Raw genomic sequence first — 348 nt, 5'->3', positions numbered from 1 at the left:
CATAAATTTTTGTACTTTTTTATTTAAATTTCTTCACAAAATTGATCGAAATAATTTTGAAGTTTTTGAATGACTTGCATTGGGTCATGACCTTCTATTTCATGACGCTCAACCATCGCTACAAGTTCACCGTCTTTTAAAAGTGCAAATGACGGAGATGATGGTGCTTTACCAGTAAAATATTCACGAGCTTTCGCAGTAGCATCTTTATCTTGCCCAGCAAACACAGTTACTAATTGGTCTGGTCTTGCATCATAGTGCACTGAATGTGCTGCTGCAGGACGAGCAATACCACCAGCACAACCACATACTGAGTTTACCATTACAAGTGTAGTGCCTTTCTTTTTT

At 37.6% G+C, this 348-nt stretch carries 1 protein-coding gene; it reads right to left on the bottom strand.

The features are described 5' to 3' along the window. Positions 1-23: 23 nt before the first annotated feature. Positions 24-348: BrxA/BrxB family bacilliredoxin (locus tag ABEY15_RS24320; protein ID WP_429892513.1), on the bottom strand; the 325-nt coding region annotated here is incomplete at its 5' end.

Origin of the sequence: Gottfriedia acidiceleris, assembly GCF_050457485.1 — a bacterium.
Classification (GTDB): Bacteria; Bacillota; Bacilli; order Bacillales; family Bacillaceae_G; genus Gottfriedia; species Gottfriedia acidiceleris_D.
Note: the sequence above shows the minus strand (reverse complement) of the source record. Positions and strands in the feature narration are given on the sequence as shown.